The 22,909-nt window shown below is 54.7% G+C and carries 22 protein-coding genes and 2 riboswitches; of the genes, 5 read left to right on the forward strand and 17 right to left on the reverse strand.

Features of this window, described 5'->3' with window-relative positions:
• Window positions 1-23 precede the first annotated feature (23 nt).
• The 3 genes from AAFJ72_RS17895 to AAFJ72_RS17905 form a co-directional block, all read right to left on the reverse strand.
• Window positions 24-365: an SCP2 sterol-binding domain-containing protein gene (locus tag AAFJ72_RS17895; RefSeq protein ID WP_432775047.1), complete on the reverse strand. Its 342-nt coding sequence runs from the start codon at window positions 363-365 to the stop codon at window positions 24-26.
• Window positions 366-548: 183 nt separating this feature from the next.
• Window positions 549-941, reverse strand: coding sequence for a VOC family protein (locus AAFJ72_RS17900; RefSeq protein WP_122906523.1), 393 nt, complete (start codon window positions 939-941; stop codon window positions 549-551).
• 28 nt (window positions 942-969) lie between these two features.
• Window positions 970-1,404 (reverse strand): hypothetical protein, encoded by a 435-nt coding sequence (locus AAFJ72_RS17905; protein ID WP_122906522.1) that lies wholly within the window; start codon window positions 1,402-1,404, stop codon window positions 970-972.
• A gap of 304 nt (window positions 1,405-1,708) precedes the next feature.
• On the opposite strand from AAFJ72_RS17905, the gene AAFJ72_RS17910 reads away from it, so the two are divergent.
• On the forward strand, window positions 1,709-3,763 hold the full coding sequence (locus AAFJ72_RS17910; RefSeq protein ID WP_432775049.1) for a methyl-accepting chemotaxis protein: 2,055 nt from the start codon (window positions 1,709-1,711) through the stop codon (window positions 3,761-3,763).
• Between the two features lie 294 nt (window positions 3,764-4,057).
• Here the strand turns inward: AAFJ72_RS17910 and gcvH are convergent, their stop codons facing one another.
• The 4 genes from gcvH to AAFJ72_RS17930 all read right to left on the reverse strand — a co-directional run bounded on the left by gcvH (window position 4,058) and on the right by AAFJ72_RS17930 (window position 7,105).
• Window positions 4,058-4,438: a glycine cleavage system protein GcvH gene (gene gcvH / locus AAFJ72_RS17915; protein WP_122906542.1), complete on the reverse strand. Its 381-nt coding sequence runs from the start codon at window positions 4,436-4,438 to the stop codon at window positions 4,058-4,060.
• Between the two features lie 210 nt (window positions 4,439-4,648).
• On the reverse strand, window positions 4,649-5,836 hold the full coding sequence (locus AAFJ72_RS17920; RefSeq protein WP_432775051.1) for an aminotransferase class I/II-fold pyridoxal phosphate-dependent enzyme: 1,188 nt from the start codon (window positions 5,834-5,836) through the stop codon (window positions 4,649-4,651).
• Window positions 5,837-5,839: 3 nt separating this feature from the next.
• Window positions 5,840-6,202, reverse strand: coding sequence for an arsenate reductase family protein (locus AAFJ72_RS17925; RefSeq protein ID WP_432775053.1), 363 nt, complete (start codon window positions 6,200-6,202; stop codon window positions 5,840-5,842).
• Window positions 6,203-6,292: 90 nt separating this feature from the next.
• The gene (locus AAFJ72_RS17930; protein ID WP_432775055.1) at window positions 6,293-7,105 is read right to left on the reverse strand and encodes a DUF2797 domain-containing protein; all 813 of its coding nucleotides are present in this window, start codon (window positions 7,103-7,105) and stop codon (window positions 6,293-6,295) included.
• Between the two features lie 142 nt (window positions 7,106-7,247).
• Between AAFJ72_RS17930 and AAFJ72_RS17935 the strand changes: the two genes are divergently transcribed.
• On the forward strand, window positions 7,248-7,949 hold the full coding sequence (locus AAFJ72_RS17935) for a polysaccharide deacetylase family protein (protein WP_432775057.1): 702 nt from the start codon (window positions 7,248-7,250) through the stop codon (window positions 7,947-7,949).
• Window positions 7,950-7,998: 49 nt separating this feature from the next.
• On the opposite strand, the gene AAFJ72_RS17940 is transcribed toward AAFJ72_RS17935, so the two are convergent.
• A complete protein-coding gene (locus AAFJ72_RS17940) occupies window positions 7,999-8,727 on the reverse strand; it encodes an amino acid ABC transporter ATP-binding protein (RefSeq protein ID WP_432775058.1) in 729 nt (242 codons plus the stop codon).
• Between the two features lie 228 nt (window positions 8,728-8,955).
• Here AAFJ72_RS17940 and AAFJ72_RS17945 point away from each other — a divergent pair, with 228 nt between their 5' ends.
• Entirely contained in the window at window positions 8,956-9,966 is a 1,011-nt protein-coding gene (locus AAFJ72_RS17945) for a CAP-associated domain-containing protein (RefSeq protein WP_432775059.1), read from the forward strand.
• A 63-nt stretch (window positions 9,967-10,029) separates the two neighbouring features.
• On the opposite strand, the gene AAFJ72_RS17950 is transcribed toward AAFJ72_RS17945, so the two are convergent.
• From AAFJ72_RS17950 to AAFJ72_RS17990, 9 genes are all read right to left on the reverse strand, one after another.
• Entirely contained in the window at window positions 10,030-10,170 is a 141-nt protein-coding gene (locus AAFJ72_RS17950) for a hypothetical protein (protein ID WP_432775061.1), read from the reverse strand.
• Between the two features lie 143 nt (window positions 10,171-10,313).
• Window positions 10,314-11,498, reverse strand: a complete 1,185-nt coding sequence (locus AAFJ72_RS17955; RefSeq protein ID WP_432775063.1) for an MFS transporter — start codon at window positions 11,496-11,498, stop codon at window positions 10,314-10,316.
• 57 nt (window positions 11,499-11,555) lie between these two features.
• On the reverse strand, window positions 11,556-13,631 hold the full coding sequence (locus AAFJ72_RS17960; protein WP_432775065.1) for an ABC transporter ATP-binding protein: 2,076 nt from the start codon (window positions 13,629-13,631) through the stop codon (window positions 11,556-11,558).
• Between the two features lie 25 nt (window positions 13,632-13,656).
• Entirely contained in the window at window positions 13,657-15,399 is a 1,743-nt protein-coding gene (locus AAFJ72_RS17965; protein ID WP_432775067.1) for an ABC transporter ATP-binding protein, read from the reverse strand.
• 131 nt (window positions 15,400-15,530) lie between these two features.
• Window positions 15,531-16,085 carry a GNAT family N-acetyltransferase gene (locus tag AAFJ72_RS17970; protein ID WP_432775068.1) on the reverse strand — a complete coding sequence of 185 codons (555 nt, stop codon included), beginning with the start codon at window positions 16,083-16,085 and terminating at the stop codon, window positions 15,531-15,533.
• Window positions 16,086-16,247: 162 nt separating this feature from the next.
• Complete coding sequence (gene mtnA / locus AAFJ72_RS17975) at window positions 16,248-17,294, reverse strand: S-methyl-5-thioribose-1-phosphate isomerase (RefSeq protein ID WP_432775070.1); 1,047 nt, start codon at window positions 17,292-17,294, stop codon at window positions 16,248-16,250.
• Window positions 17,291-18,520 (reverse strand): S-methyl-5-thioribose kinase, encoded by a 1,230-nt coding sequence (mtnK, locus tag AAFJ72_RS17980; RefSeq protein WP_432775072.1) that lies wholly within the window; start codon window positions 18,518-18,520, stop codon window positions 17,291-17,293. The genes mtnA and mtnK overlap by 4 nt, the downstream gene beginning before the upstream one ends.
• Before the next feature lie 136 nt (window positions 18,521-18,656).
• Window positions 18,657-18,802, reverse strand: a riboswitch (SAM riboswitch).
• Window positions 18,803-18,894: 92 nt separating this feature from the next.
• Complete coding sequence (locus AAFJ72_RS17985) at window positions 18,895-20,094, reverse strand: anti sigma factor C-terminal domain-containing protein (protein ID WP_432775074.1); 1,200 nt, start codon at window positions 20,092-20,094, stop codon at window positions 18,895-18,897.
• The gene (locus AAFJ72_RS17990) at window positions 20,091-20,567 is read right to left on the reverse strand and encodes a sigma-70 family RNA polymerase sigma factor (RefSeq protein WP_432777220.1); all 477 of its coding nucleotides are present in this window, start codon (window positions 20,565-20,567) and stop codon (window positions 20,091-20,093) included. Before AAFJ72_RS17990 ends, AAFJ72_RS17985 begins: the two co-directional genes overlap by 4 nt.
• A 200-nt stretch (window positions 20,568-20,767) precedes the next feature.
• A riboswitch (SAM riboswitch) is annotated at window positions 20,768-20,916 on the forward strand.
• Window positions 20,917-21,026: 110 nt separating this feature from the next.
• Between AAFJ72_RS17990 and AAFJ72_RS17995 the strand changes: the two genes are divergently transcribed.
• Window positions 21,027-22,241: a 2,3-diketo-5-methylthiopentyl-1-phosphate enolase gene (locus AAFJ72_RS17995; RefSeq protein WP_432775076.1), complete on the forward strand. Its 1,215-nt coding sequence runs from the start codon at window positions 21,027-21,029 to the stop codon at window positions 22,239-22,241.
• Complete coding sequence (locus AAFJ72_RS18000) at window positions 22,238-22,906, forward strand: 2-hydroxy-3-keto-5-methylthiopentenyl-1-phosphate phosphatase (protein WP_432775078.1); 669 nt, start codon at window positions 22,238-22,240, stop codon at window positions 22,904-22,906. Before AAFJ72_RS17995 ends, AAFJ72_RS18000 begins: the two co-directional genes overlap by 4 nt.
• The last annotated feature ends 3 nt before the right edge of the window (window positions 22,907-22,909 follow it).

The raw sequence follows: 22,909 nt of genomic DNA on the forward strand, positions 1-22,909 counted from the left end.
GGAAAAGGAGCCTCAGCCCGCCTTTATTTGCAAGTCAAACGCAAAATCGCATCCAGCTTCAACTGGTCGCGCAGTGTCCCTGCTATGTGTACTTGCTGCTTGGCCAAAGCGTAGACCAGCTCGTCCCCGCCAAACAGCATCTCCATCTGCCGCTCGTCTCCCCTGACGATCAGATCAGCGGACTGCTCCTCCTCCCAGACGCCTGCCGAGATGCTGCCTTTTGATACCGTGATCTGCCACCGCGACTGCGTGTCGTCAACGACGATTCCGATCCTCTTTTCCCAGCCCACAGTTACATGGCGCAAGTGCGTTTTCTTTTGCAAACGTTCGCCTACCTCATGGAGCAGTCTGCCCAGTCCGATCATGAATCCGTCCCCCTCTCTTCTCCCATTGGGTTCGCGGCTCGCGCAGTCGAATCCTTTGGCGAGGGATGAGAACCACTGTCGGGTCTTGTCAGGGAGAGCGACTTTTTCTCGACAGGCTTTTTCAGCGGTTGGGCAAAAATGAAAAGAGCACCCGCGACCGCAGATGCTCTTGGTATCCATCCGTTATTCATCAAATTCGTCTTTATCCAGCCGGACCTCCAGATGGTGGCCGTCCGGTGTCTCAAAATACAAGTTGTAGCTCGTAGGCTGCGTAATCGGACCGCGGTAGCAAATGTTTTCCGCCTCCAGCTTGTCGACCAGATAGTCGAGCTCAGCGCGGCTCGTCACCGAGAAAGCAAGGTGATCGACTTGCCCTACGCCGCCTTTGCCTTCTCCCCCGCCATGCGGATGGAGACCGATCCGTGTGTATGTGCCGATTTGAAAGTAGACAGGCGCTCCTTCCACCATATTCTCTTCCGGGATGGGGACTTCCAAAATGTCCTTAAAAAACCGAGCTACCTTCACGACATCGCTGCAATTCAATGCGATGTGGTGAACGCCTTTCAAATGAAACATTCACACTGCCTCCCACGTCAACTAAAGGTCATGCGCTTTTTTGCGACACCTGCTTGCGTATATTGTACTGCTTCAGTCGATCGCTTAACCGTGTTAAACGAATCATGAGTGCTTCGCGCCACTCTTCATCCTTTAACTCCTTGGCGATCCCGAGCAAATCCAGGGAAATATCAATCTGCTGCTTCAGGACATCGGAGAAGCTCGCTGCTTCATCCGTCATGGTACAATTCTCAAACAACTCGGATGTATTGTCAACACTCACAAAATCAGCGAAATCGACTTCGGGTGCCTGATCCCCCTGAGCATATTCTACTAAAATTTCGTACTCTCCCTCAATAGCGGGATGAACCTCAATTCTGTCACAAACAGGACAAAACATGATGGGGACGTTGTGTACAAGCGTTCTATAATGACGGACTGAGCCTACGGAACCAACCATTCCTGCACCGCAGCAAAAACTCATAAATAGTCTCCCTCCTTCTTCCCCAAACAGCGAAAAGCGTAAGACGCGTCTGGTCGAAACTCTCTGTCTGTACCCGCATTGTAACCCGTAACCCTGCTGATGCTCTACCGCAAAAAGATGCCAATCAATTTATGGTAAAATGAATTGTCATACCATTGTACTCGATTTGTCTGCGTTTGAACACCGTTTTCTGATTAGTTAGAAGATTTACCGCGATTCCCAAATATTGTTGTAAAAAAGTTTGGATTAAGCCGATAACGGGAATAAGTACACAGCTAGTCATATGTAAAAGGAGAGCGGTACTATGTTTCGTTTTAAAAGCCTTCGTGCACGGACTCTTACAATTACCCTTCCTGTGATTGTCCTGACTCTCGTGCTTCTGATGAGCATGTCCTTTATGTTCTCCTATGCGCAGTTGAACGAGGAACTGACAGAAAAAATGAACTACCAGTTGGACTTGCTCAGCAACAAGGTGGAGCAGGAACTGGAATCGCACAGCAAAGTAACGCTGAACATGGCTCGGGTAATCGAAATGAGTCCGATTACTTATTCGCTGGAGCAGTTGGATTCTCTGCTGACCAAAACGGTTCTCATCAATGAAACGTCTGTCGGCATGGGGATTTTCATGGAGCCGTACGCTTTTGATCCGTCCAGGCAGTTCGTTTCCACTTACGGGGCCAAAAAAGACGGCAAGGTGAGCATCACATACGAGTACAATTCACCGGCCTTCAATTATCCGACGCAAGAATGGTACAAGATCGGTGCCTCGACAAAAAAAGCGACGGATTACACCCCGCCTTACTATGACGAGATTTTGAAGCTCCCGATGACGACTGTCGTCGCTCCGTTTTACTCTCCGGACAAAAAGCTTTTGGGGGTAGCAACGGACGACATCACGCTCACGGATATTCAAACGATGGTCTCGGGGACAAAAGTAGGCGATACTGGCTGGGCCTTCCTGCTCGACCAGGGCGGCAAGTACCTGTCCCATCCGCAATCGGAAAAGATGATGGTGGAATCCGTGCAAACCGACAGCAACACGTCGCTCGCAGAAATCGGTCCCAGTCTGCTTGCCGAAAGCGAGGGCATGAAAACTTTTTCCGACGACAATGGCGTCAACCGTGTATATTTCAAAAAAATCCCTTCCGCAAATTGGACGATCGCGCTCGTCATGCCGGAAAATGAATTTGCCAAACCACTGAACGCTCTTGCTTACCGGCTTGTCGCTGTCAGTCTGCTCGGGCTGTTGATCCTGATTGCCGTCATTTATTTTTTCAGCAAATATTTGACCGGACAAATCAACAAGGCCAACCAGCTCTCGGAAGCTCTGTCCTCCGGTGATTTCACCGCATCGATGGATGTCAAGACGGTCGATGAGATGGGCGTCATGGCGAGCCGGTTCAATGCGATGACCGCCACCTTGCGCGAAACGCTCAGCCAGGTCAGCTACAGCGCCCAACAAGTGGCCGCTACCTCCGAACAGCTGATGGCGAGCGCCGAGCAGACGAGCAAGGCGACGGAGCAGATCGCCCAGTCTGTCCAGGAGATTGCCTACGGCACAGAGCAGCAGGTTGATGCGACCAATCAGGGCAGCGATGTCATCAATGAGATCGCCCGGCATATTTCCGTGATGGAAAAAGGAATCGAGGAAGTCAATTCCTCTACCCGCGATGCCAATCATCAGGCGACGGAAGGCAATCAGATGGCGGCCAAGACAGTGGAGCACATGACGGTGATTCACGGACAAATGGAACAAACCGCAGCGGTGGTCAACGCACTGGGACAGCGCTCCCAGGAGATCGGCCAAATGATCGAGCTGATTACCTCCATTGCCAGCCAAACCAATCTGCTCGCCTTAAACGCAGCAATCGAGGCAGCCAGAGCCGGCGAGCAGGGACGAGGCTTTGCCGTTGTCGCTGACGAGGTACGCAAGCTGGCCGAACAATCCAGCTCGGCAGCCGAGCAGGTAAGCAACATCGTCGTCGACATTCAGCGCGATACGGAATCGGCCATCGCGGCCATGAGCCACGGCTCCGCCATCCTGGGAGAAGGCATGACGCTGGTCAGCGCGACCGGAACCGCTTTCGAACAAATTGCCGACTCTACCGCCCACTTGCTGACCCGCACAGACGAAGTGTCAGCGGAGATGAAACAAATCAGCCAGGAAATGCAAGCCATCGTGACAGCAATCGACCATATTTCCCAAATCGCCATGCAGTCTGCGGGCAACTCGCAAACCGTTGCCGCCGCGGCAGAAGAGCAGAATGCATCGATGGAAGAAATATCGGCAGCAGCGACCATGCTTGCGAAGATGGCAGAAGAGCTGAACGATACGGTGCGCTCGTTTAAGCTCAGTTAACGCTTTTATGTGCTTGATCTCTATAGGGAAAGGCTTCGCCTGGCAGTTAGTCGTGTGGCGAAGCCTTTTTCTTTATTACCACAAGACGGTCTTAAAGAAAAAATTGTTTTTTACAACCTTCGATCGTCCACCTTTGGACACGGTTTTCCTTTTTCCCTGCAGGCGGCCAGTTCCTCTCTTGCCAGAGGTCCAATTTTCCTGTTTTCTCTTTCCACTGCGGCAACGCTCTACCTACCTTTGCCTGCCAAAAAAGCCAGGGCACCACATGCCCCGGCTTTTTGTGTGACTTGCAACCTATTCTTTTACCATAGACTCGTACTTGTCGGCATCCAGCAGCTTGTCCAGCTCTGCTGCGTCGTCCATCTCGACAGCAATCATCCAGGCCTGCTCATAAGGCGAAGAGTTCACCAGCTCTGGTGCATCTTCCAGTTCGCTGTTTACTTCCACTACTTTTCCGGATACAGGAGCGTACAGCTCGGATACGGTTTTCACCGACTCCACACTGCCAAATGGCTCATCCTGTTTGATTGTCGCGCCTACCTCTGGCAACTCGACAAACACGATGTCACCCAGCTCTGATTGAGCAAAAGCGGTAATTCCGATGTACGCTTTGTTGCCTTCTACTCGCACCCACTCATGCTCTTCACTGTAACGTAGATTTTTCGGGAATTCCATCGTTTTCATATCCTCCTATCGGGTACAATCCACTACACATACATTATTAGACGAACATTCGCGGATTCCTCTTCGCTTAAAAAAATTCTGAGTCCCTGCTCAGCAAGCGATTTCAATATCTGTATCTTTTTCCAAATTAGGCAGATGAATACCTGTGATTTTCAGACCGCTGCCGCCGCTTTGTCACGCCATACGGGATTGGCGTGCAGCCTATAGCCCTGCTCGTCTTGTGAGAATGCCCGACTCCGCAATCGAGCGAGCCGCCTGGCGCAGCACTTCCGGGCTTTGCACGAGCGCGATCCGCACATAACCTTCCCCTTCGTCGCCAAAGGCGCTGCCGGGGATGACGACCACTCCTGCCTCTTCCAAAAGCGCAATGGCAAACTCGCGGGAGGTCCAGCCTTTTGGCACGGGTGCCCAGACGAACATTGTCGCTTTTGGCGGCTCAATGTCCCAGCCCGCCTCGGCTAACGCTGTCAGCAAGACGTCGCGGCGCTCCTGGTAGACAGGGCCGACACTGTTCTTGCCGCCTGCTTCCCGATCCATGCGCAAAGCTGCGACTGCCATCTGCTGGACTGGCAAGAAGACGCCGTAGTCGACATTCGACTTGACGATCGCCAGCGGCTTGATAATCTCGCTGTTGCCGACTACATAGGCTATCCGGCAGCCCGCCATGTTGAAGCTCTTGGAAAAAGAGTTGAATTCGATCCCGACCTCTTTGGCCCCCGGTGCTTGCAGGAAGCTGGGCGGACGGTAGCCGTCAAAAGCCATCTCCGAATAAGCGAGGTCGTGGACAACGATGATGTCGTGACGCTTGGCGAATGCGACGACCTCTGTGAAAAAGTCGACGGTGGCCACAGCCGACACCGGATTGTTCGGATAGTTCAGAATCATGAATTTCGCACGGGCTGCAATCTCGTCCGGGATGTCTGCGAGCTTCGGCAAAAAGCCGTTTTCAGCGCGCAGCGGCATCCGGTAAGGAATCGCCCCTGCCAGATGCACGCTCCCCTCGTAAATCGGGTAGCCGGGATCAGGCACGAGTACGATGTCCCCCGGATCGGTCCAGGCCAAAGCAAAGTGCGCGAGTCCATCCTGTGAGCCCATCAGGGAGTGAACCTCGCCGTCCGGCGCAAGCTCCACGCCGAAACGGTATTGATACCAGCGCGCCACTTCCTCGCGAAAGGCTGCAGTGCCCTCGCTCAAGGCGTAGCCAAATGCGCCCGGCTGTCTGGCAGCATCGAGCAAAGTCTCCAGCAACTGGTCTTCAGGCGGCTGATCGGGGCTGCCGATACTCAAATCGTACACAGCCCTTTTTTTCGCGACTTCTTTTTTTCGCGCAGCCATCTCGGAAAAAATCGCGGCAGACAGGTTTTGCAATCTTTTGGACGGTTGGCGCATCTTCTACTTGCCTCCCCACGCTTTTTCCAGCACGTCTTCCTTGAAGCCCAGTGTCACCGTGTCATCGCTTGCCAAAAGAGGGCGCTTGATGAGCTTGCCGTTGGAAGCGAGCAAGTCGAGCATTTCCTCTTCTGTCATCGTCGGCAGCTTGTCCTTTAGCCCAAGTTCACGGTATTGCACACCGCTGACATTGAAAAACTTGCGCAGGTCAAGCCCGCTCGTCTGCCAAATCCGGCGAAGTTCCTCCTTGGAAGGCGGCGCATCGACAATCGGCACTTCCTCGAAGCTCACCTTGTGGTCTGTCAGCCATTTTTTCGCTTTGCGGCATGTATCGCATTTGTTGTACAAATACGCTTTCATGGTCATGCTCCATTCCCTCGCTTTTCGTTATGGAGTGATTCTCTCTGGTAAAAGAATACCACACCGTTCCGGACAATGTTTGCCTGAACTTATGCATTATGCAGGGCGGCTCGCCTTGATCTCCACCTGATAGCCGGCATGCTTGCGCACCTGAAAAACGCCGTTTTCAAAAATCAGGTACTGCGCCTTGACGCCGATCAGCCGTCCGCCGAGCTGCTCCTCTTTGTCCAACGTTTTCGAATTGATCTTGTCCAGCGACTCCAAAATCGGATATGTAATATCCACCCATTCGTCTTCCCTGTATTGAAAAGGTTTGAACGCTTCGGGAAAATGGCTGTACACCTCGTCGCGCATGGCAAGCAGGTCGACTTCCTTGACGTCGCCCTTGAGCATTTTGCGCCAGTTGGTTCTATCTGGCAAAAATTGGCTGAGATGATACTCCAGCTCCCCCGCCATCCGGCGCGTCGGCACTTCCGCAATCGGGATCGCGCGAATCGCCCCCTGATCGACCCAGCGTTTGAGCTGGTTGTGCTTGCGCGTCAGTCCGACCTTGATGTCGCTGGAAACGGCCAGATAGACGTAATGCGGGATCATGCAGTATTGCTCACCGAAGCTTTCGTCCCGGCACGTCCCCTGGTCAAAATGACATTCGTGCGGCTTGACGATGCACAAGTCATTTTCCGGCAGTTTGGTAAAACAGGGGTAGCAGTACCCGTTGTTAAATGTTTTGTTCGTTTTGCGCCCGCAGGCGATGCAGTTTTTTTGTCCCAGATAGGAAATGGTCAGTTCGCTGCCAAGCCATTCATTTAAAGGCAGACGGTCTTCACCGATGTTCAGGTAGTAGTCGACCGGCTTTTCCCGCCCGTGATAATCGTGGGTCAGACCGTGCAAAATACCGCGGAGTTCCACTTCATTCTCTCCTCTCCGATTGTACAGTCCTTTCATTTTACCATATCGCCTGTGTACACCGGACGCTGTTTTCTTTTGGCAGCATGTTTTGCAAAGCGCCGGGTGAACCTAAACTATCTCAATCAAAAGGAGGGCGTCCGTCATGAGCCGCGTCGTGCTGTACGCTTTTTTGCTGGCCTGCCTGCTCGGCTGCGGAATAACTCCTGCCTTGGCCCGTGAACTGCTTCCCTCTTACGAACCGATTCACCGGATCGACACGAACAAAAAAGTGGTCGCCCTGACCTTTGACGATGGCCCCGATGCGACCTACACCCCGAAAATTTTGGAGGTGCTCCACAAAAACCGGGTGCCCGCCACCTTTTTCGTGCTCGGCTCCCAGGTGGACAAACATCCAAAGGTGCTGCAATGGATTTACAAGGCCGGACACGAGATCGGCAATCACGGCTACCATCATGTTGACTTGAACAAGCTGACGGAGCACGAGGTGTACGAGGACATCAAGCGAGCCGAACGCTCCATTCTGAGAACGACGGGCATTCTCGCCCAATACTACCGTCCCGCCGGAGGTGTCCTGACCCACGACGTCATGAATGCAGTGCAGGCAAGCGGCTACGACATCATCCACTGGTCGGTCGATCCGCGCGACTGGTCCCTGGCGAGAACGGCGTCCGTCATAGCCAAAAGCGTGAAAAGCAACGTGTCGTCCGGCGACATTATTTTGTTCCACGATGGCGGCCTGAACCAGAAGCAAACCGTTGCAGCCCTGCAGGAGCTCATCAGTGACCTGCGCTCGCAAGGCTACCGTTTTGTCACCGTCTCGCAACTGCTGGATGAAGCAAAGTAAAAAGCACCAACGCCTCGCTCTTTTGCGAAGCTGCTGGTGCCTTGCTTTTTTAGACCAGAACTTTTCCGAGAAAAGAACGCAGCCGCTCATGACTGGTGTTGTCGAAGAGCTCTTTGGGGCTCCCTTCGGCCATAATCACGCCCTGGTCCATGAAAATGATCCGGTCTGCAACTTCCCGCGCAAACCCCATCTCGTGCGTGACTACAACCATCGTCATTCCTTCCTTGGCCAGATTCTTGATGACGGTCAGCACCTCTCCGACCAGCTCCGGATCGAGTGCGGAGGTCGGCTCGTCAAACAGCATGACTTTCGGATTCATCGCCAGCGCACGGGCGATCGCCACCCGCTGCATCTGCCCCCCCGACAATCTGTCCGGATACACGTCTGCCTTGTCTTCCAGTCCGACTTTTTTCAGCAGCGCCAGACCTTGCTTGCGCGCTTCTTCCTGCGCGACCTTTTTCACCTTGATCGGCGCCAGCATGACGTTTTCCAGAACGGTCTTATGCGGAAACAGGTTGAAGCGCTGGAACACCATCCCCACTTCTTCCCTCACCTTGTTAATGTCTGTCTTGGGGTCTGACAAGTCATGCCCGTTGATGACGATCCTCCCGCTGGTCATTTGCTCCAGTTGGTTCAGACAGCGCAAAAAGGTACTTTTCCCCGAGCCCGACGGCCCAATGACACACACGACTTCCTTTTCCGCCACCTGTGTCGTAATTCCTTTTAACACCTGAAGCTCTCCGTAGCTTTTCGTCAAATCGGTCACTTGAATAATCATTGTCATCCCCCTAGTAACGGTAAATACGTTTTCTGTATCTTTTACATAACTATATTGTACCGCAATAGTTTGAAAATTGCATGAATAGTCTGCAACCTACACCCCATTTTCATTCGGAGGATGTTTCTTTTTTCGTAGCAGATTTGCTTCCTAAGGCCCTTTTTGCAGCCCGTCTTTTCACCGATATTGTAAACAACCGAGCCTATTTCACTCCGAGGAGGTAGATATATGCGCAAGAAAAAAGGAATCAGCATCCTCGCCCTGGGCCTTTCCCTAGCTCTGCTCGGCCAACTGTCACCCGTATCGGGAGTTTTTGCTCCTGTCGCTGCCGCACAGCAAGTTGCAGTCAAATCGGTGTCCACGTATGGCATCCAGCTCGGAATGAGCACAGCCCAGGTCGAGCAAAAGCTGGGCAAGCCCGCACGCAAAGACCCAAGCCACACCGGAGTAGAATGGTGGATTTACAACCAAGATTTGAACAACTACATCCAGGTCGGCATCCAAAACGACAAAGTCGTCACCCTGTTTACAAACGGAGCAAAAACCAGCATCGGGGGAATCACGATCGATTCCACCACCAAAGCCTTGCAGGATGCGTGGGGAGCGCCGCAAAGCACCTTGACCATTACCCCGTCATTGCGCATCCAGGACAATACGCTCAAGCACCCGACCTATATCCATAACGGTCAGGTCATCACCTTTTCCATCGATCAACTGGGCGGCAACAAAGTGGCAGGTGTCCGCATCTCCACACCGGAGCACTTCGCCACCATCGCCATGGGCCTGATGTACCCGATTGTCTATACACAATTGCCGGCACAGCCAAAGCTGACAGACGCCCAGATCAAGCAAGCCGCCATTGCTTATGAGAAAGAAAATTTCGATTTGCTGAACGTAGCACGGCTGCGTGCCAAATTGCCTGTCCTGACTTGGGACGAGCAGGTAGCGGCCGTCGCCAGGGCGCACAGTAACGACATGGCGCAGCACAACTACTTCAGCCATCACTCACCGACAACCGGAAGCCCGTTTGACCGCCTGAAAAAAGCAGGCATCCGCTATAGCTACGCGGGCGAAAACATTGCCTACGGCCAACTGGACGGGATTGAAGCACATATCGACTGGATGAACTCCTCCGGTCATCGGCAAAATCTGCTGAATCCAAACTACAGGCAGTTGGGCGTCGGCGTCGTCATCAAAGACGGCCAGCCGTTCTACACGCAAAATTTCGTCAGGAAATAAGCGCGCAAAAAAGACACGCCAGTACGAAAGCCATGGCGTGTCTTTTTGTTGCCAAAATGGAGGTTACTTCTGCGCAGCCGCGTTCGCAGCAGGAGCTGGCGGCGGAGCCTGACCCTCTTCGGAAAAGAACGGGATGACGACCAGACTGAGGACGAAAAACAAAATCCAGATGATCCCCCGCTTGAAAATGCACGGTGTCAGCATCGGGTCAACCCCTTCCAAAAAACACTTCTTCTATAACAATACGCTTCCCTCCCCTGCGCCCGTTTATACTTTTTCTCACAGAAAAACCCGGTTTCGCCCAAAATGATCGGTGAAGTCTGCGACGGCTTCTTTATGGACAGATGTCAGCCTTGCTTTTGCAAAGGCAGCGAGTAGTGCTCTTTCTGAGACTTGCTGTTTTTGGCAAACAGACAGGCAGCGGCAAAGACCAAAAGAAACGCTCCCATCAGCCAAAACATCGTCCACGGCTCCCACAGCTCCATGAGCAAACCGTTGACGTTTGGCGCAAGAATGCTCGCTACCCCAAAGTTGATTCCCGCTATAATCCCCGCAGTCGGCACCATGGCCGCAGGCAAAATGTCGGCCGAATAGGCCAGACCGAGCGAATAGAAAGACCCGACCGCCGCCCCGGCAATGCCGAGCAGCAGCATCATCAGCCAGACGTTCTCCCCGGCCAGCGGGAACAGGAAAAAGGCTATGCTTCCGACGATGGCACAGGTGAGCATCACTTGTCTGCGTCCGATCCGGTCGCTCAGCGTCCCCAGCGGCATTTGCAAAATAATGCTGCCCACCACGAACGATGGCAGAATCAGGGAAACCCATTCCAGCGACAAGCCTGTGCGCAGCGCATAGACCGGAAAGCTGCCGTTGAGCGACGTCTCCATGAACCCGTATAAAAAGGAAGGGATCAGCGACAGCCAGCCGATGCGCAAAACGGTGGCGTATTTGTTTTGCTTCTTTTCCGTTTGCTTGAGCTGTTCGGGATATTCGTTTTGAATCCGCAACAAAAGCGCAATGGCAATGGCGTACAAAAACAACAAAACGCCAAAGGGAACCCACAGCCCAAGCGGGAGCAGATTCAAGCCAAGCGGCCCGATGCTAAAGCCTACGCCATACGCCAGCCCGTACAGGGACAGGTCGCGTCCCCGCGTTTCTGGCGCGGCAATTTTTGTCACCCACATTTGACTGGAGTAATGCAGGGCGGTGTCGCCAATCCCCATCAGAAAGCGTAAAACAAACCAGACAGCCAGGTGGCTGAACAGCGGAATCAATGCTGTTGCAATCGTGAGCAGCAGCATTCCCCACAAAATCGTGGAACGGTAGCCGATTCGCCTGAGCGGACTTTCCAGCAAAGGCGAGGCGATCACCATTCCCACATACAGAGCGGCGGCATTCAGCCCGTTTATGACCGACGAGACGCCCTGCTTTTCCAAAAGCACAGCCAAGAGCGGAATGCTCAAGCCTTGGCTCAAGCCCGATATGGCCACAACCAGAATCAACACCCAAAAGGTATATCTCGATGAAGACATGGTGTTGAAGCTCCTTTCCCCTAAATCCAATTCTCTGTAACCCTCTATCCATTCACTTTAGCGTAAAAGACTCCCCTGTTGAAGCTGGTACATTTTTTGATACAGTCCATCCTGTGCCATCAGTTCGTCATGCGTTCCCCGCTCTACGATTTCTCCACGGGACAATACGAGAATCTGGTCGGCGTGCTGGATGGTTGACAAACGGTGGGCGATGATAAACGTCGTTCGCCCGCGCGACAGGACGTGCAGCGCTTCCTGGATCGCAAGCTCCGTTTCGCTGTCGATGCTCGCCGTCGCCTCGTCGAGAATCAATATCGCCGGATCGGCCACCAGCGCCCGCGCAAACGAAATGAGCTGCCGCTGACCCGCTGACAACGTCATGCCGCGCTCGACAACAGGCTCGTCGTACCCTTGCGGCAGGCGCGTGATAAACTCGTCGGCCCGCACTGCCTTGGCAGCCTGCACGACTTTTTCATCGGAAATCGCATCGTTGTACATGCGAATGTTGAAGCCGATGCTGCCCGTAAACAAAAACGGGTCTTGCAGCACCAGCCCGATATGACTGCGCAGCGAGTGCGTGTCGATCTGGCGCATGTCTTTTCCGTCGATCAGGATGCGCCCTTTTGTCACCGGATAAAAGCCGAGCAGCAAGTTCATCAGCGAGCTTTTGCCCGACCCGGTATGGCCGACGAGCGCAATCGTCTGGCCCGGCTTCGCGGTGAACGAAACGTTTTTCAGCACGTACTCCTCTTCGTTGTAGGCAAACGACACCTGGTCGAACACCACTTCCCCGCGCGGCCGCGCGATTGGCTCCCCGGCTTTCGGCGATTCGACCGCCGTGTCCAGAATATCGAAGACGCGTGTCGCCGAGATCGTCGCCTGCTGCATTTGCGACAGGCGGTTCATAATCATGTTGATCGGCTCGAAAAAGCGGCCCATGTAATCGACGAAAGCAAACAGCGCCCCGAACGAAATGACACTGTGAAACGACGCCGAGCCGTAGTACCAGATAATCAAGGTCAGGGCGATTTTCCAGATCAGATCGACAGCGGGCCGCAGCAGAAGCGACTCCAGGTTGATTTCCTTCATCCGCACCTTGAAGTAGCTTTCGTTCACCTGCGCAAACTCTTTTTGCACGCCTTCCTCGCGGCGAAACGCCTGAACAATCGTCATGTTCTGGATCATTTCGTTGATCGTCGCGTTCATGTCGCCAAGCTTCGCCCGAATCACCGCGTAGTAGCGGGAGCTATACTTTTGATAAAAGTAAACCAAAAGCGCGAGCAGCGGCACCGTCAGACAGCAAAACAACGCCAGCTGCGGCTGGAGCACGAACAGCGCGACCAGAATTCCGATCAAATAAATCCCGTTTTGCACAAACGTGGCCAGCACGCTCACGTACAGCTCGCGAATCGCCTCGGTGTCGTTGCTCACGCGGGAGACGAGCGAGCCAACCGGCGTCTTGTCAAAAAAGGACACCGGAAGCTTTTGCAAATGCGCAAACAGCTTCATCCGCATCTGCTGAATGATGCGCTGGGCAATCGTTTGCAGCCACAAAATCTGCACGTAGTTGAAGCCCGCCGACAGCAAAATCAGCGCTCCGTACCCGACCGACAGCCAGATGATCGGCTGCACGTCGTTTTGGTACATCGCCAAAACTTCTTCGCCCGTCAGGCGGATTCCGGTCGGGGTCGCACTCGTTCCCGCCGCATCGCCAGTCCTCACCGCAAAGCGCTCCCGGCCATTTTCCGGCTCAATCGGCGTGAACTGCTTCTCGCCATTTTGCTCGATTTTTCCCGCGATCAAGTAATACGTCGTGCCTTCCGCAACGACAGTCACTTCGTTCGCCTGGATGCTGCCGGGGGTCAAGCCCGCATCGGCCAGCATATCTTCCCGTATATAGTAGCGATCATTTATCGCCACCGCCACGTCCTTTTGCGCCTGCGGCTTTTGTGCAAACTCGTACCAGGGTTTCTGGATGGCGAGAATGTGATTGTCGATCATCACCTTCGCGAGAAACGGTCCCGCCAGCTCCGCACTCGTCCCGAGCAGAAGCAGGATCAGCGCTCCCGCTATTTGCTTCTGAAACGGCCGGGCAAATGCGGCCAGCCGCTTCCATACCTGTTCTTTTCCCACGAAACGCTCTCCCCCTCTTCGCGGCCTAGCCGGCAACATCCCGCTCCATTTGCTGCCTGCGATACTGCTCCGCATACCAGCCATTTTGCTGCATCAGCTCATCATGTGTTCCCCGCTCGACAATCCGCCCTTCGTCCAGCACGAGAATCAGTTCGGCGTGCTGCACGGCAGACAGGCGGTGCGCGGTAATAATCGTTGTTTTATGAGCACGCTCCTTACGCAAATGACGCAAAATTGCCTCTTCCGTCCGGGCGTCAACCGCCGACAAGGAATCGTCGAGAATGAGGATGCCTGCATCGAGCAGCAACGCTCTGGCGATGGAAACCCGCTGTTTTTGCCCGCCGGATAGCGTCACGCCCTTTTCGCCCACCATCGTTTGCAGGCCATCGCGGAACTGGGCCAGATCATTGTCCATTTCCGCCAGCTTGAGCGCGTGCAAAATCTCCGCCTCGGTCGCTTGCGGCCTTCCAAATGCCACGTTTTCTGCAATCGTCCGCGAGAACAGCAAATGCTCCTGCGGCACATAGGCGATTTTTTCCCGCAGCGCGGCAAAGGACAGCTGTTCAATCGGCACGCCGCCGACAAACAGCGACTGCTCCTTCAGCTCGTATTGATGCAACAAGGCGCGGCACAGCGTCGACTTGCCGCTCCCCGTCCGCCCGACAACGCCCAGCGTCTTGCCTTCTCCAAGCGAAAAGGTGATGTCCGTAAGCGCAGGCTTTTCACTGCCCGGATAGGCAAAAGAAAACTGGCGGGCTTCTACCGTATTCGGCGTCTCGGCTGTCACCGGATGGGCGGCTTCCTGCACATCCGGCTGTTCCTCCAACAGCTCGGAGAGGCGCTTGTGCGACGCTCCGCCGCGCTGCAACACGTTGACCAGCCAGCCAAAGGCGAACATCGGCCAGATCAAAAGCCCAAGGTACAGGTTGAAAGCGACCAGATCGCCCAGCGAAATTGCACTCGTAAAGACGAGATATGTGCCATAGCCAAGCCCGATCAGGAAGCTGAAGCCGATAATGATCCCAATCGTCGGCTCGAACAGCGCGTCGATTCGCGACACGCTCACGTTGCGCTCCAGCGTTTTTTCACTGACCCGGCGATAGGCTTCCATGTCTTCCTTTTCCTGCACAAACGCACGCAGCACACGCACACCGGAAACCGATTGCTGTACGTGGTCGTTCATCTCGCCAAACGCTTCCTGAGCGAGATAAAAGCGCTCGTGCAGCAGTCTGCCGTAGTAGGCGGTGGACCAGGCCAAAAAAGGCATCGGGATCAGCGCCGCCAACGTCAGCTTCCAATCGATGACCGTCACCATGACACCAAGCGTCAGCAGGGTCATAAACAGCGAATCGACCAGTGTGAGCACGCCTGTACTCGCTGTCTGCTCGATCGCTGGAATGTCGTTCGTGGCGACCGCCATCAAGTCACCGCTGCGCCTACGATGATAAAACGACGGCGTCATCCGCGTCAGGTGCGCAAACAGACGCTCGCGCAAGATTCGCTCCAAAATCAGCGCACCGCCGTTGAGCAAGTACCGCCAGGCAAAGCGCATCACGTACAGACCGACACCGAGCGCAAGCAGAATCGCAACCGTCCTGGTCAAGTCCTGCGGCGTCAAGGAGCTGTTGCGCATCGCATCGACCGTCTCTCCGATCAGACGAGGCGGCCAAAGCATCAGGACGTCGATGAGAAACAAAAACAGGATACCGATTGTGTACCGTTTCCAGTACGCGCGAAAAAACCACGATAGCTCCTTGAGTGTATGCAAGCAGATCCCCCTCCAAATCATGGGCACCGTAATTGTACAATTATATATAAAAAAGGCCGCGCGCATCACGCAGCCTCTTTCTTGCTTCCTACATCGTAATTTACTGAATTTTCTTTGTCAATCCAACTTTTTTAGCTGCGTCTGGCCAGCCATTCTTCCTTCAACATGCTGTACACCGCATGGTCGACGAAATGGTCGTACAAAAACTCGTTTCGGCGCAGGATGCCTTCCAAATGAAAGCCCAGCCGCTCCGGGATCGCTCTGCTCCGGTAATTTTCCGTCGCCGCCTGAATCGTCACCTTTTCCAACCCCCACGAGCCGAAAATAAGACGGTCCATGTACGCCGCCACTGCCTTTGTCATCAGTCCCTTGCCCTGGAACTGGGCACCAAGCCAATAGCCGATTGCCGTTTTCCTGTTGATCCAGTCAATATGATGTACGCCCAGCGTTCCGGCCAGCCGTCCGTTGTGCCAGATTCCGTAGTGAATGCCCTGGTTGTCGTTATGCTGCTGGATCGTTCGCTGGATAAAATGGCTCGTATCCTCGACACGCTGCGTAAAATCCAGCCACGGCAGCCACTCCTTCAGGTAGGGTCTGTTCGTATCCGTAAGCCAGAACATTTCGGCAGCATCGGACAGCTCCAGCTGTTTGAGAAATGTCTCCTCATCAATCGGTATCATTCTCATGCAAAAAGCCCTCCTTGTATTCATGTAGATGCAGCGGCTAAAGACGGGCAAACGACTGCTTACGCTCGATTATGCGACCCGAGCCATTATTTGGCAAGCAGTACGGTCATTTTTGCGCAAAAAAGCGCCCGCCAGCGAACTGGCAGACGCTCATGGACGTGATTATTGTTTGCTTTTTGCGATCTCTTCCGGTTTGAAAATGCCCGTCTCCGTCACAATTGCCGTAATGTACTTGGCAGGCGTCACGTCAAACGCCGGATTGTACACCTTGATGCCATCCGGTGCTACCTGTTTGCCCAGACCGTGCGTGATTTCCTCCGCCGAACGTTCCTCAATCGGAATGTCCGCGCCCGTCGGTGTTGCCAGGTCGACAGAGGACAAGGGAGCTGCCACGTAAAAAGGAATGCCGTGCGCTTTTGCCAAAACAGCTACCCCGTACGTGCCGATTTTGTTGGCGACATCGCCGTTCGCCGCCACGCGGTCTGTTCCGACGACGACCGCTTGCACTTTGCCTTGCGCCATCACCATCGCCGCCATGTTGTCGCAAATCAGCGTGACGTCGATGCCTGCCCGCTGCAGTTCATACGCGGTCAGACGGGCGCCTTGCAAAACGGGGCGAGTCTCGTCTGCGTACACTTTCAGATCCCAGCCGCGTTCCTTGGCCAGATAAAATGGAGCCGTTGCGGTTCCGTACGCTGCCGTAGCGAGCGCCCCCGGATTACAGTGCGTGAGAACACCCATGCCGTCTTGCAGCAGCGTGAGCAGATGCTCCCCGATTGTCCGGCACACCTCCGCGTCTTCCGCTTGAATCGCCAGCGCTTCGTTGAGTACAGCGGCTTTCAGCTCTGCGATGGACAGGGCAGCATCTTTTTCTTTTTCCACGCGCGCCTTGATCCGGTCGAGCGCCCAGAACAAGTTGACAGCTGTAGGGCGGGATGTGCCCAGATAGTCTGCCTGGCGGTTCAGCTCCTGCCAAAACTGTTCGTACGTCTGTGCCTCGCTGTCGCGAATCCCCAGGTACAATCCATACGCTGCGGCCATGCCGATTGCCGGCGCGCCGCGCACTTCCAGGCGGCGAATGGCGCCCCATACTTCTTCGGCAGTCGTCAGGTGCAAGTAAATCGTCTCTACTGGCAAACGCGTCTGGTCGAGCAAGACGAGCACGTCGTCTTCCCACTTGACTGGCGTGATTTGTGTGCTGATTGTCATACTGTCGTTGCCTCCTGATAGTAGCGTGCAGTTACTTGGCGGACGATGTCCGTGATGTCTGTCGATTCTTCGACGTTGGCCCGGCCGAGAATCAGTGCTTCTCCGATTGCCAGCGCCAGACGCTCGGCTTCTGCCCGTTTTGCATCGTCTGCGATGGTGTTCAGATCAGCCACTCCCGCAAGTCCGATCACGCGGCGCAAAATTTTGCAGCCGGCATAGCCTGCCGTGTCCTGAATCAGTCGCTTCACGTAGCTTTGCCACAAGCCTTCGACATGAGCGCTGCGCTCTTTTGCCTGCTTGTGCCAGAGCTGAACGAACTGGGAAACAAATTCGTTCCAGACATCCTCCACCGTTTCCAGCAAGTATTCGCGGTACGAGTCGCGTTCTCCTTGGTCTTCCTGCAATCCGTGCTGGCCAGCGTAGTTGAGCAGCAGGTTGGCGATGACCGCGCCGATGTCGAAGCCGATTGGCCCGTAGTAGGCAAATTCGGGATCGATCACTTTCAGGCTCGTCTCGGTGATGAAAATGCTGCCCGTATGCAAGTCGCCGTGCAAGAGCGCTTCTGTGCGCGTGAGGAAGTCGTATTTCAGCTTGGCGATTTCCAGCTTGAGCGGCTTGTTGTTCCAGATCGCTTCCACTTCCCGGTGAATCAGCGGGTTGAAGTTATTGGTCTGCGCATTTTCGTACGGGTCGGTAAAGACGAGATCTTCTGTGATTTTGCATAATTCCGGATTTATGAATGTTCCGACGAGCGCTTTTTTGTCGTACGGATGCGCGCCCAAATCCGATGTGTAGAACAAGGTGTGCGCGAGAAAACGACCGATCTGCTTGGCGAATAGCGGGTAGCGGTTTCCTTCAATCAGGCCCTTGCGCATGATCGTATGGTCCCCGACGTTTTCCATGACGGTCAGTGCCAGCTCCTGATCGTAGTGATACACCTCCGGCACGAGATCCGGCACGTATTTGTGCTGAATGCGGAGTGCTTCACTCTCGATTCGGGAGCGGTCGATGGTCAGCGGCCACGATTCGCCCACGACGCGCGCAAACGGAAGCGCCTGCTTCACGATCACTTTTTTTCCGGTAGCCGGTTCCTGAATATCGAACACCAGATTCAGATTCCCGTCCCCGATTTCACGGCTGGTCAGCTCGGCCCCTTCCGTAAACAGACCCGGCAAGCCTTTTACGTACTCCACTGCTTCCTGTTCAGTCAATGCGCGGTATGCCATGATTGATTACTCCCCTCGTTTAAGTCGTTGCTCTCTCTATCTGCAGCAGACTGGTCATATCGTTCAGCCATGCAAAAAACCTCTTTTCCGAAGAAAAGAGGTCGCTGTCGTCACGTACAAATAACGTGTCATGTCCCCCTTATCTTCCAGACCACTTTTGTTTCTGCAGGAATTAGCACCGTGCACGTCGCTGATTGTTTTCATCGCTGTTCGCGTCAACATAGCGTCGTGTCGGTTGCCGGGTATCATCGGGCCAGTCCCTCCACCTTCTCTGGATAAGGTATCCAAACGTATGCGGTTTTTGATTTAGTTTGAATCATACAACCTGTGGTTCCGGGATGTCAACATTCTTTTTTGCAAAAACGGTTCGCCCTTTACCAGCTTTTTTGTGTCCCCGATGCGGCGGGGGGGTCCCAGTTCCACCAGTCGATTTTCCCGACAAATGCGGCGGTAATCGCCTTTTCCTCCTTGAGCCTAAGCAACTCCTTCGTCGGTCCGGTCAGGACGGCGCCGTAGATGCGCAAGCCTTTTTCCTGCAAATAGCGATAGCGCTCCTCGATTTGCGGATCGCCGCCCGTAAGCAGTGCAGAGCCCATGTCGCGTACCAGGCTTTTTTGCTCGGTCAAATATTTCATCTCGCCCATGAAGGCAGCCATTCGCCGCTCGCTTTCGCCGTTCACCTGAATCGGCGCTGCTCCGTAATCCAGCGCCCGCTCGGCAAAGCCCCAAACTTCCCCCGGGCCGAGTAACAGATTGCCTACTTCTCCGTCTGCCTGTTTCAACTCCACTCCCGTGTCGACGGCAAACCAGACCGTTTCTTGGCTGTCGCTGATGATATGGCGGGAAACCAGCTTGACGTACTGGTCATACGTCAAGAAGCTGTCAAACGAGATCGCCAGTTGGGATACCGTTCCCTCCGGCAGCTTTTCCAGCGTTGTCCAGGCAGGCGTGCGCAAATAGGCCGTGTCTTCTTCCGGTTCTCCGGATGACAACGGGTAGCGGAAAAACAGTTTTTGCTCCCTGACGCCACCTGTCCACTCCGGTCTGGCGCTCACGTTCCACAGTACATTCGTGCTCCGAAAGCGGCCAGCGTTTTTGGCCTCTCTGCCAACTTGCTCGCGCAGTTCCATGTCGATGCTGCCGTACAACAGCCCCACCTGCGAGCCGCTGCTGCCCACGCTCACGCCCGGCTGGGTAAAATTGACCATGTCCCACGCCACCCGGAACAAATCGTCGTACATCAGCCTGCCCACCCAGCCGTTTACAAGCAGCAAGAGCACACCTGCAAGGCAAGGAATCGCGAAGGCATAAAAGGAGGTCGTCAGCCGGTTTTTCCATTTTCCCCGGCGGACGATTGCCCGCTGTCTGGCTTCCGATAGCGAAAGCGCTGACTTGACTTCTTCCCTGTCGTCTTCCCCCTTGTCCTCCCCCAGCAGCAACCGTTCCAGCCTCTGTGCGTACTCTTCATCGCTTGTCAGTTCCTCGCCCAGTCGCTTCGCTTCCTCTCCCGTTACTTCCCCTCTCAAATAAGCAAGCAGCCTTTGCTCGCGCTCATCTCCGTTTTGCCTCGTCATAGCCCTTCCTCCTTCCACAGTTGTCGCATCTTTTGCCGTCCCCGAAACAGAGAACGCTTGACATCTGCCAGTTCGATTCCCAGCACCTGCGCCATTTCCGCGTAGGAAAGCTGCATCGTCGACAGCAAAATCACCTGCCGCTGCTTTTCCGGCAGCCGCTCCAGCCAGGCGGATGCCGTCTCCCACAATTCCTGGTTCACGAGCTGGTCAGCGGGATCGATAGCGGAAGCATCCAGCCGATCCGGCACGTTCCCGACGTAATCGACTGGCCGCCGCTTCTGCTTGCGATGCCAATCCACGAAAGCGTGGTAAGCCACCTTGAACAGCCATGGCCGCACTTTTTCCCCGTGATAGTCCTCCAGAGAGGCAAACGCGCGAAAAAAAGTCTCTTGCGTCAAATCTTCCGCCTGCCTCTGATCGCGTGTGAGCCGGAAAAGATAGCGGTATATATCGTTTACGTGCAACTGGTACACGTCCTCCAAGCCTACTTTCCCAATGTCTCCACACCCTTTCATCCCATACCACGCACGCTGTGTAAAAAAGTTTCACTTGCTGCCTCCTTTTCCCTGTGAGCAGATGCACATTCTCGTAAAAAACAAAGATTGACTCGGGAAACGAGAAGGCATATCATGGGGGTATCGCACACGGATCGATGTCGTGTGAACCATATTCACTCTTATCGCGAGCTGGCTGAGGGACTGGCCCTATGATGCCCGGCAACCGGCGCTATTTTTTGTGATCGACGAAATAGCGAAACGGTGCTAATTCCAACGGATAAGAGTCGGAGCTGTTGCTTCCGGCTACTGACCCGAGAGATGAGAGGAGACGAGACGTTTTCATAGTCGACAACCGCCTCCCCGCTCAAGTGGGGAGGCTTTTTTACATGTTTCAAAACGATCACGACGGCTTTCAAGCTGCCAAGGAGGACTAGCATGAGTGAGCAACGCATCCTCGTCACCTATTTGACCCAAGCCAAAGACTTGAACAAAAAAGCGGCTGCCATCGCAGTCGGCATGACGGTCGGCTCCTGGACGGACTTGCCCGCCGCCAAGCAAGCAGAGCTGGCGCCGTACCTGGGCGAAGCCGTCAGCGCCACTCCGCTGGAAACATTGGAAAACGGGGATGTACGCGGGCTGATTACCGTCAGCTACCCGACCCGCAACTTCACCAGCGATATTCCTTCGCTTCTGACCGGAATCTTCGGCAAGCTCTCGATGGACGGAAAAATCAAGCTGGTCGACATCGCTTTTCCCGACTCGTTCCTCCAGGCATTTCCCGGACCGAAGTTCGGCATCGAGGGACTGCGTAGCCGATTGAACGCCCATAACCGTCCGCTCCTGATGAGCATTTTCAAATCTTGCCTGGGCTTGCCGTTTGACGATCTGAAAACGCAATTCAAGGCACAGGCGGCAGGCGGCGTCGATTTGGTCAAAGATGACGAAATTTTCTTCGCAGACGACCGCGCGCCGTTTTTGGAGCGCATCCGGGCGTTCAAAGAGATCGCCCGGGAAACCGAAGCCGAGACAGGCAAGCCCGTCCTCTACGCCGCCAACCTGACTGGCCCGATCAACGAGCTGAATGAAAAAGCAAAACGCGCAGTCGAGGCTGGCGCCGACTGCCTGCTGTTCAACGTGCTGGCCTTCGGCTTCGATGCCTTGCACCGTCTGGCAGCCGATCCGGATGTCAACGTCCCGATCATGGCGCACCCGGCGCTCGCAGGCGCGTACTATCCGTCGCCTGACTACGGCATCGCCACACCGCTTCTGCTCGGCACCCTGATGCGGATCGCCGGAGCAGACCTGGTGCTGTTCCCGTCTCCTTACGGCAATGTTGCGCTGGACAAAACAGAAGCGCTTCAACTCGCCCAAAACCTGACGACACCACTTGCGGGCGTGCGCCGCTCGTTCCCGGTTCCGTCCGCTGGCATTCATCCCGGACTCGTACCGCAACTGTATCAGGACTTTGGCCTCGACCAAATCGTCAACGCAGGCGGCGGCATCCACGGCCACCCCGGCGGCGCAACAGCGGGAGCGAAGGCGTTTGTCGATGCGATCGCAACCGTCACAGCCGGACACAGCCTGGACGAAGCCGCTGCCGGATCGCCGGAGCTTGCCGTCGCCCTGGAAAAGTGGGGTGGCACACGATGAGCAAAAAACTCGTACTGTTCTGCGATTTCGACGGAACGATTACGGAAAAGGACAACATCGTCGCGATTGTGAAAAAGTTCGCTCCCCCCGAATGGGAAGCGATCACCGAACAAATTTTATCGCAACAAATAAGTGTGCAGGAAGGCGTCGGCAAGCTGTTTCAGCTGCTACCCTCCTCGTTGCGCCAGGATATTGTGGACTACATCGTCCAGGAGGCTACGATTCGCCCCGGCTTCGCCGACTTCGTCCGCTTTTGCCGCGAGGAAGGCATCGAGCTTCTGATTACGAGCGGCGGCATCGACTTTTTCGTTCAGCCGATTCTCGCTCCGTTTGACCTTGGCGGTGTTCCGATCTACTGCAACGGCAGTGACTTCTCCGGCGAGAACATCACGATTACGTGGCCGCACTCCTGCGACGAGCACTGCACAAACGGCTGCGGCATGTGTAAGACGACCATCATTCGCCGCTACGACCCTGCCACTCACTATCGCGTCGTCATTGGCGACTCGATCACGGACCTGGCTGGCGCAAAAATCGCGGATTACGTCATCGCCCGCTCCTTCCTCGCCGAGAAGGCGAAGGAGCTTGCGCTTTCGCACAGCACATTTGCGACCTTCCACGACGTGATTGACACACTGACGGAACTGAAACAGGAGGTTGTCTGATCC

This window comes from Brevibacillus gelatini (assembly GCF_050920745.1).
Lineage (GTDB): Bacteria > Bacillota > Bacilli > Brevibacillales > Brevibacillaceae > Brevibacillus > Brevibacillus gelatini.